Source organism: Ochrobactrum chromiisoli, assembly GCF_026241335.1.
Classification (GTDB): domain Bacteria; phylum Pseudomonadota; class Alphaproteobacteria; order Rhizobiales; family Rhizobiaceae; genus Brucella; species Brucella chromiisoli.
This window is the reverse complement of sequence record NZ_JAPHAV010000034.1, coordinates 1-8,633: the sequence shown is the minus strand read 5'-3', so window position 1 is coordinate 8,633 and position 8,633 is coordinate 1. Positions and strand designations below refer to the sequence as shown.

Here is an 8,633-nt window from a genome sequence, read left to right as displayed (position 1 = left end):
GCGTGTGATCTGGGGGCCGAACTTGGCGATCCAACGACGAACTGTCTCGTATGATACGTCGATTCCACGCTCAAGCAGCATTTCCTCAACTTCACGCAGACTAAGGTTGAACCGCAGATAAAGCCACACCGCATGAGCAATAATCTGTGGCGGAAAACGGTGACGCTTGAAGATGATATCTGATGTCTGCATCGCCAAAATTTACGCCCAAACCGTCAGGCAGGCAACTGTAGCCCAGTTAACGTGACAACACCCCGCGACGTCGTATTTACACAGATCGACAAAGCTTTACGTGCCCGCAATTTGCCGCTGCCGCTGACACGACTGCGTCTTGTGCGAAACGGGAACACAGGATTGCAGTAGAAGTTTCACATAGTTCGGCCCTTTAAATCAGAGATTGCGCTGGCACTTGGTCGAACTAATTGTCTTTGGGCTGCAATCGAATTCAATACAGGCAGTTTCGTTTCCAAACAGTCGTTCTCACCTAATGCCGAGATCGAATGGCTGCAAAACTCCAGAGTGGCAAAAAAATCGAGGCTTGGTCTTTGTTGGCGTCTCAATCCTACCGCAATGCACGTAGGGCATTCAGGATCACTGCGATGTCGATCACTTCCTGGGTGAACGCGCCTGCTACGGGTGGCAGAAGTCCAAAAGCTGCGATGATCATGGCAAGTATCGATAGTCCGAGACCGATCAGCACGCTTTGCAGCGCAATTCGCCTGGTACGGTGTGCAGATTGGATGGCCTTAATCAGATTGTCGAGCTTGTCGACGAGTAGCACCACATTGGCACTTTCTGAAGATGCAGCGGCGCCTCGTGCGCCCATCGCCACACCTACTGTCGCCGTCGCCAGTGCTGGCGCGTCATTGACACCGTCGCCAACCATCATGGTTGGGGCTTTCGAAGCTTCCTTGCGTACAATGTCGACTTTTTGTTCCGGGTTTAAATCACCATGCGCCTCATCAATTCCAAGCTTTTGTGCGACGGCATCAACAACATCAGATCGATCACCAGAGGCAAGCACGATGCGGTCAATGCCGACGGCATGGAAGGTTTCCAGCATGAGTGCTGCATCCGGCCTGATCTGGTCGGCAAGCACGATTATTCCTGCCAGTTCGTTGTTAACAGCGACAGCCACCACCGCCGATTCAGCGGGTACACCCTGGCGTAAATCGTAGGGATCGCCATGCTTGATATTGCTCCGAACGTATCGGCTTCCGCCAATTGTTACATGTTGCCCGTCGACCAGACCAGACACGCCCGTTCCGGCGGTCTCGCTCACATTGCTGGGGACGGACAGTACAAGACCACGCCCAAGAGCGTCGTCGACGAGAGCTTTGGCAATGACGTGACCCGACGCCTGATCGAGCGACGCTGCGAGGCGAAGCATGTCTTGTCCTTCCCAGCCATTCGTCACTCTCAGATCGATCACATGCGCTTGGCCAAACGTCAGGGTGCCGGTCTTATCCAGAACGGCTGTCTTGATCTTGGCCAGCGCTTCCAATGCGCCACCACTTTTGATCAATACGCCGAGTTTTGCAGAGCGGGACATGCCAGAAATAATGGCAACCGGTAGTGCCAGTATGAGCGGGCAGGGTGTCGCAACAACGAGGACTGCAAGTGCTCTGATGCGATCGCCAGACAGCCACCATGCGAGCCCCGCGATCAACAGGGTGAGGAGCAGGAACCAAACCGCAAAGCGGTCTGCGATGCGTACGCTTGGCGCTTTGCTTTCCTGCGCCTGACTGACTAACCGCACGATATTGGCATAGGTACTCTCAGCAGCCGGTCTGGTTGCGACGAGATCAAAGGCGTCGCCAAGATTGGTTGAGCCGCTCAGGATTTCGTCCTGCTCGGCCTTTTCTACAGACCTGCTTTCGCCGGTCAGGCTTGATTGGTCGAGAATGGCCGCTCGTGAGGCGAGCATACCGTCTACCGGAACCACCTCTCCGTGGCGAATGAGAACCCGTTCATCCGGCTGGATATCATCGACTGGAACCTCTTCCAGTTTTTCACCAGCATAGCGCATCGCCGTGTGGGCGACACGGCCCAACAGCGCTGTCATCTCCCGACGCGCGCGCCCCTCTGCGTAGCTCTCCAGAAGCTGCCCCCCGGAATACATCAACGCTACAACATTGCCAGCCAGCGGCTCGCCAAAGGCCAGTGCCGCGGCCATCGACAGAGCTGCTACCAGATCGAGTCCAACTTCGCCTTTTTGCAAGCTCGCTACGATGTCAATGGCAAGCGCTACCAGTACCGGAACGGTCGCCGCGAACCAAATACGATCACCCCAGATGCCAAATGCGGAAAACCAAGCGAGCGTTCCCGTTAACAGGCCGACTATCGCAATCGTTACAAGCATGGATCGAAGGGTAAAAATGGCTTGTGGACGAAGAAACTGCAAAGGACGTCCTTTCACGGAGGCGAGTCGAAAGCTTCAATGAACAATAAAGCATCCGCGGAGCATAAGAGGAAGAGAACCTGATGTTGGTCGCCAATATGTTTACTATGCACATTCCCGGTGTCAATCGGCTTTTGCCGGCTGGATATTTACCAAGCGTACGCGAAATCCGGATATGCTACTGGACTGGAAAAGATTGAAGTTGTTGCGAAACTATCCTCTTTCTCATCACTACAGTTATCCGGGTCGTACCGGGTTCAAGAATTGCATCGAAGGACGTTATGGTCGACGTTAGACGCACGAAAGGACGCTGACGACCATTCCGGCTTCGCCATGCGCCTTTTGACGTGGAGATTGAGAATGATGTCCTTTGAACGCCCAATTAGAACATTAATTGTTGCACAAAGAACACAGTCGTCCAGTTTTGACGTTTAGCTCGCTTTAATGGAAATTACTTATCGTGCATTCGACGATCGTCGGATAAAAATACAATACTGCATGAGGAGGTGACTGTGAAACCAATTCCGCTTCGCTACCTGGCTGGAGTTATTGTACTGCCGTTGTTTAAAAGTTCAGCCATTTCAGCTTGTGATTATGCAAATAATACTTATAATTGTGCTGGGAAACGGTCTGCAAAGCTAGGTAGCGGAAATGGTGATAACAATCAGACAGTCATCATGCCATCGGGCCAAGGACTAACAGATGGTACTGCTATGCCAAAGACCTCATGAGACAGCATACGGATGGCGATCTGCAAATGTATCGCGTAGACCGCCAAATCAATTCAAACCGCTGGCCTGGTGACGAGACGGCGATTGAACCGATCTAACACGTGACAACTAAGCGGCGAAAACGACCTGATTGCGCCCTTTATTCTTAGCAGCGTATAGAGCTTTATCAGCCCTGCTGAGGGTTTCGGAAAAGGTAGCATTTGCACGACACACAACCACGCCAATAGAAACCGTTACCGGAATTGTAGTAGTGCCAATCTGAAAAGTCTTACTGGCAACGGCTTGACGAACTCTTTCGGCAGAGATTTCCGGTGACATGCTACCTTTTTCACCGAATATCACGACAAATTCCTCGCCCCCGGATCGAGCGATAAAGTCTTCTGGGTGCAGAACGTCGACAATACGTTCTGCAATTTCCTGTAGCACCTCATCACCAGACTGATGGCCGTAACCGTCGTTGATGCACTTGAATTCGTCAATATCCAGCATTGCGAGCGCTCGGTTATAACTGCCAGAGGGAGCAATTTCCAAATTTGCCTCCCCATAAGAAATAAGCGAACGACGATTTGGCAGCTCTGTCAGATGATCTCGTGATGCCGCGTCTTCCCACCGCTTCTTCACCTGGTCGGAACACATCAGCAGAAACGATGTGGTGCCGATGACAGGCATAATGCAAAGAAACATTGGAGTAATTGCATTCATCCAATGTTCGTTATCTGCAACGGTGTTCAGACCACGATTGCCACCGAGCAGGTATATGAGCGTGCGCGCCAGGTTCGCGATTGTGACCGTTACATAGATAACTGTCAGCGAAAGGCTTCCACGGGAACGATATTCCGGATTTCTGATATTCTGCATTAATATGATGGCAGATGCACAAGTAATGAATCCCCAGAGTAAGGCAACAATGAAAATTCTTGCACCAATATCGGGTACAAAAAAGAGGTAATAGGCATAGGGGATCGTACCAATCGCAGGAACAATAAATGCATTCGTATAGACACGAAGGCCATGAAATTTGCGAATACTTGCGTGATACGAACACAGGGCGGTTAATAGTACAGCATTGGCTACTGATGTTGCTAAATTATATGAGATATGGTCTTCGATAGCGAATATAACGCAACCAATCGCTACCAACAGAGTAGCTGCTTGCCATATACGTGCAGCAGGCCGAAGAGACGAAGGGAGATCGGCAAGAACTGCGGTCAGGACACCGCCATTCGCCAGAATAACGAGCGTTACTGTTATATAAACTGACCGCGTGTCCATTATTGCCCCTCGTAGGATTGGCAATCATATGAGGAAACAGATGAAATAACAACGCGAGCATTGTTGCCGAAGAAGCGTATATTGAAATCCATTTATGAAAATTGACTATTCTGCGCGGGTTTCAGCCCCCTTGCATCCGGAGAATTTATACACATTTTCTGGAAGGATCATTTCATCGGTGGCTGGTTCATATCCGTTAAGGAAATTTACCTCGATCCCGCCATAAGCTTTACGGTTGTAGGTTGCGCCCCGTTCTTTCAAATAAAGAACTTGTCGCAGTTGGGCGAAAACTGCCCAAGGTCGAGAATTGACGATTAGCGGCTGGAAGGTTCTGTTGCAAACGTTTCGTCAATGAGCACTGATATAGGTTTCCAGCTTTCTACAAGCTGGGTTAATCGTTGTTCAAAGGCCGCCATTTCGATAAGTCTGTCATCCTTCTGTGTGTTCGATGGTATCTGGCTTATAATCTCAGTCTCCGTAATCTGAAGGAAATGATGGCCGAGCGCGGCATTTAAATAGATCACTCGACCGTGCACCGCTGGGTACTGCATTTCAGTCCAAAACTACTTGAGCGGTTCAATCGCGGGAAGCGCCAAGTTACCCTCAAATGGAATTTGGATGGAACCTACGTCAAGGTCAAAGGCAAATGGATGTATCTGTGCCGTGCGATCGACAGTAATAGTGATACGGTTGAGTTCTATTTCAGCAAGGGTCGTGATCTGAGTGCTGCCAAACGCTTCATTCGCAAGGCTCTAGCTTGCCATGGCAGACCAGAGCGGATCACCATTGATGGCAGTCAAACCAACCGCATTGCTATCCTGCAATGCGATGCAGAAAATAGACTGAAATTGACCGGTAATCCCATCCTGATGCGATCCAGCAAGTATATGAACAACACCATTGAGCAGGATCTGTCCGTCGTCGAATGATTTGAGACTATTTGTGCTTTTGAAGATTGGAGTTTCCGGCTCGGTTTAGGGGTTGATTTAAGCCGCTTTGGCCTGGTGGTTCAAGCGGCGTTTTTTGATCGTGTCTCGTTTGATCCTTTCGCGTTCGAGCAGGATGGTCTGTCCGCGTCCAAAGTAGACGTCGGCGGGAGTGAGATTGTCGTGGCCTACAAGGCCCGGGACGATCGCGAGCGGGAAGCCATTCTGGATCAACTCGTCGGTGAGGCCCAGGAACAGGACATGGACTATTAACGTCCATGAGCAACTATACTGCGCTCCTGGACGCCAATGTGCTGTATGCGATGGCTTGCCCTCCCGAAGACATCGAGTATGATGATCCGTCGTTGAAGGAAGAGGCGTCGATCCGTTGATCAACGGCCGGAAGAACCTCTGCCGGCAACTCGCATTCAGATAATTCCCGGCGCTCGCGCCCAGGTCCATAGAGGTATCACCCATGTATCGCAGCAACGGTAATTTCGAGGCGTATGCCCGCCCGCCTAAGCCGGAAGGCGTCGATGGAAAAAAGGCTTACTTTGTCGGAGCGGGGCTCGCGTCGCTGGCCGGCGCGGCGTTTCTGATACGCGATGCGCAATTATCCGGCGAGAATATCATCATCTTCGAGGAGCTTGCTCTGCCGGGCGGCAGCATGGACGGCATACTCGACGAACATAAGGGTTTCATCGTCCGCGGCGGTCGCGAGATGGAAGCACATTTCGAAACGCTCTGGGATCTGTTCCGCTCCATTCCTTCGCTCGACACGCCGGACGCCTCCGTCCTCGATGAAATGTACTGGCTTCACAAGAAGGATCCGAGCCGAAATCCCTGCCGCGCGACCGAGGGCCGAGGAGATCCAATTCCGCACATGGCCGACCTGACGCTGACGCCGAAGGCCGTCGAGGAGATGCTCAAGCTCGCCCTGACGCCCGAGAGCGCGCTCGACGACAAGCGCATCGACGAATGCTTCGGCGAGGAGTTCTTCGCCTCCAACTTCTGGCTCTACTGGGCCACGATGTTCGCGTTCGAGCCATGGGCGAGCGCCATGGAGATGCGCCGCTACATGCTGCGCTTCGTCCACCACATCGCGACGCTCGCCGATCTCTCCTCGCTGCGCTTCACCCGATACAACCAGTATGAGTCGCTCATCATGCCGCTCGTCGCGTGGCTGGAAGGCAAAGGTGTCCGCTTCCAGTACGACACCCAGGTCGAGAACATCGAGGTCGAAACGGCGGGAGGCAACAAGCTGGCCCGGCGGCTCGTCATGACGGTGGGAGGCGAGCCGAAGACGATCGAGCTCACGGAGAACGACGTGGTGTTCGTCACCAACGGTTCGATCACCGAGTCGTCCACTTTCGGCGACAACGACCATCCTGCGCCGATCGAAACCGGCCACGGCGGCGCTTGGACGCTCTGGAAGAATCTCGCGGCGCAGCATCCCGCCTTCGGCCGGCCGGAGAAGTTCTGCGAGGACATCCCGGACGCGAACTGGACGATCTCGGCGACCGTCACCCTGCTGGACGATAAGATCGTTCCCTGGATTGAGAAGATGACCGGCCGCGATCCCCGCGATGGTCGCATCGTCACCGGCGGCCCCTGCAACTTCAAGGACTCGAACTGGCTGTACGGCTATACGATGAGCCGTCAGCCTCACTTCAAGGCGCAGGACGAAAGCCAGAAGCTCGTGGTCTGGCTCTATGGCCTGTTCTCCGACAAGCCCGGTAACTACGTGAAGAAGAAGATCCGCGAGTGTGCGGGCGCCGAGTTGTGCGAGGAGTGGCTTTTTCACATGGGCGTTCCGGTCGAGGACATTCCCGCGCTGGCACGCCGGTCGGCGAGCACGATCCCCTGCAACATGCCCTACATCACGTCCTATTTCATGCCGCGAGCGATGGGCGACCGTCCGCTTGTTGTGCCGGACGGTTCGAAGAATCTGGCCTTCATCGGTAATTTCGCTGAAACCGAGAAGGATACCGTGTTCACCACCGAATATTCGGTGCGCACGGCCATGGAAGCCGTCTACACGCTGTTCAATGTGGATCGCGGCGTGCCGGAGGTCTTCGCCTCGTCGTTTGACGTGCGCGTATTGATGAGCGCGCTGTATTACCTCAACGATCGGAAAAAGCTCGACGAGATCCAGCTACCGTTTGTGGCTCGCCTGCTCGGCAAGGTGGCCATGAAGAAGATTGAGGGCACCTATCTCGAAGAGCTACTGAAGGACGCCAAGCTGGTCTAGGCTCAGGACTCATTGCTTTCCGAGCCAGAATATAACGGCTGCTGCGAGATCTATTGCTGCACGGAACACGACCGGGCAGCGATCATAACGGGTAGCAATTCTTCGCCAGTCTTTCAGTCTGCCAAACATGATTTCGATACGATTACGCCGCTTGTATCGACGTTTGTCATACTTGATAGGCTTCTTACGGTTTTTGCGACCCGGGATGCACGGCTTTATCTCTTTGTCTTTTAACCGTTTTCTGAACCAGTCAGCATCATAGCCTCTATCGGCAAGAAGCCAGTCGACCTTCGGTAACGCCTCGATTAAGGCTGCAGCTCCGGTGTAGTCGCTGATTTGTCCCGCCGTGACGTGTAACCTGATGGGGCGCCCTTGCGCGTCAGTGACGGCATGCAACTTGGTATTCATGCCACCTTTTGTCCGGCCGATCAGTCGTCCATCGCCCCCTTTTTTAACCGTAGGCTTGAAGCCGTGCGGTGAGCTTTCAAATAGGTCGCATCCATCATGACAGTCTTTCCAACCGACGATTTGGAAGACAGACCTTCTAATATCTGAGCAAATATCCCCTTGTGACACCAACGGTTCCAACGATTATAGAGCGTTTTACAAGGCCCGTATTCCCGAGGGGCATCACACCACCGTAACCCATTGCGAAGAATGAAGATAATTCCACTCAAGACACGTCTGTCATCAACGCGTGGTCGTCCATGGCTCTTGGGAAAAAAGGGGCGAAGGCGTGACATCTGTCCTTCGCTCAGCCAGTAAAGATTGCTCATCGTTCAGTCTCCTCAAGCGAAACTGAATCAGCTCTTCATTCTCAAATCAATGGGTCCTGAGCCTAGGATACCGTCGTTTAAGACTATAACAGTCACGGGGATTTCCACTCGGACCATGGTTTCAAGCTCCGCCCAGGAAAGAGCGAAGCCTCGGTCACCTTTATGGTCTTCAACTTTAACGGTGGAACTGCCCATCAACGTGGCTGAAATCATGGCTTGAGAGCGCGGAACAGCTCCAGCAACCCAGCTTTCAATCCAGCGACATCATCGTCTTCC

Annotated in this window: 5 protein-coding genes and 3 pseudogenes; 3 read left to right on the top strand and 5 right to left on the bottom strand. The window is 52.9% G+C overall.

Features of this window, described 5'->3' with window-relative positions; translation table 11 throughout:
• Both OPR82_RS22355 and OPR82_RS22350 read right to left on the bottom strand, forming a co-directional pair.
• Window positions 1-192 (bottom strand): annotated as a pseudogene (locus OPR82_RS22355) (IS6 family transposase); the annotation flags it as partial.
• Window positions 193-562: 370 nt separating this feature from the next.
• Window positions 563-2,404: a heavy metal translocating P-type ATPase gene (locus OPR82_RS22350; protein ID WP_265987159.1), complete on the bottom strand. Its 1,842-nt coding sequence runs from the start codon at window positions 2,402-2,404 to the stop codon at window positions 563-565.
• Between the two features lie 509 nt (window positions 2,405-2,913).
• Between OPR82_RS22350 and OPR82_RS22345 the strand changes: the two genes are divergently transcribed.
• Window positions 2,914-3,132, top strand: a complete 219-nt coding sequence (locus tag OPR82_RS22345; protein WP_240579574.1) for a hypothetical protein — start codon at window positions 2,914-2,916, stop codon at window positions 3,130-3,132.
• A gap of 108 nt (window positions 3,133-3,240) precedes the next feature.
• On the opposite strand, the gene OPR82_RS22340 is transcribed toward OPR82_RS22345, so the two are convergent.
• Window positions 3,241-4,404, bottom strand: coding sequence for a GGDEF domain-containing protein (locus OPR82_RS22340; RefSeq protein ID WP_265987157.1), 1,164 nt, complete (start codon window positions 4,402-4,404; stop codon window positions 3,241-3,243).
• Between the two features lie 398 nt (window positions 4,405-4,802).
• Here OPR82_RS22340 and OPR82_RS22335 point away from each other — a divergent pair.
• Window positions 4,803-5,315: pseudogene (locus OPR82_RS22335) on the top strand (IS6 family transposase); the annotation flags it as partial.
• Between the two features lie 490 nt (window positions 5,316-5,805).
• On the top strand, window positions 5,806-7,581 hold the full coding sequence (locus OPR82_RS22330; RefSeq protein ID WP_240579576.1) for an oleate hydratase: 1,776 nt from the start codon (window positions 5,806-5,808) through the stop codon (window positions 7,579-7,581).
• A gap of 9 nt (window positions 7,582-7,590) precedes the next feature.
• Here the strand turns inward: OPR82_RS22330 and OPR82_RS22325 are convergent.
• Window positions 7,591-8,357, bottom strand: a protein-coding gene (locus OPR82_RS22325) for an IS5 family transposase (RefSeq protein ID WP_100652673.1) whose coding sequence is annotated in 2 segments (ribosomal slippage) — window positions 7,591-8,034 and window positions 8,037-8,357 — 765 coding nt in all. Because the reading frame shifts where the segments join, the coding sequence is not laid out codon by codon here.
• A 60-nt stretch (window positions 8,358-8,417) separates the two neighbouring features.
• Window positions 8,418-8,612 (bottom strand): annotated as a pseudogene (locus tag OPR82_RS22320) (thiamine pyrophosphate-dependent enzyme); the annotation flags it as partial.
• Between the last annotated feature and the right edge of the window lie 21 nt (window positions 8,613-8,633).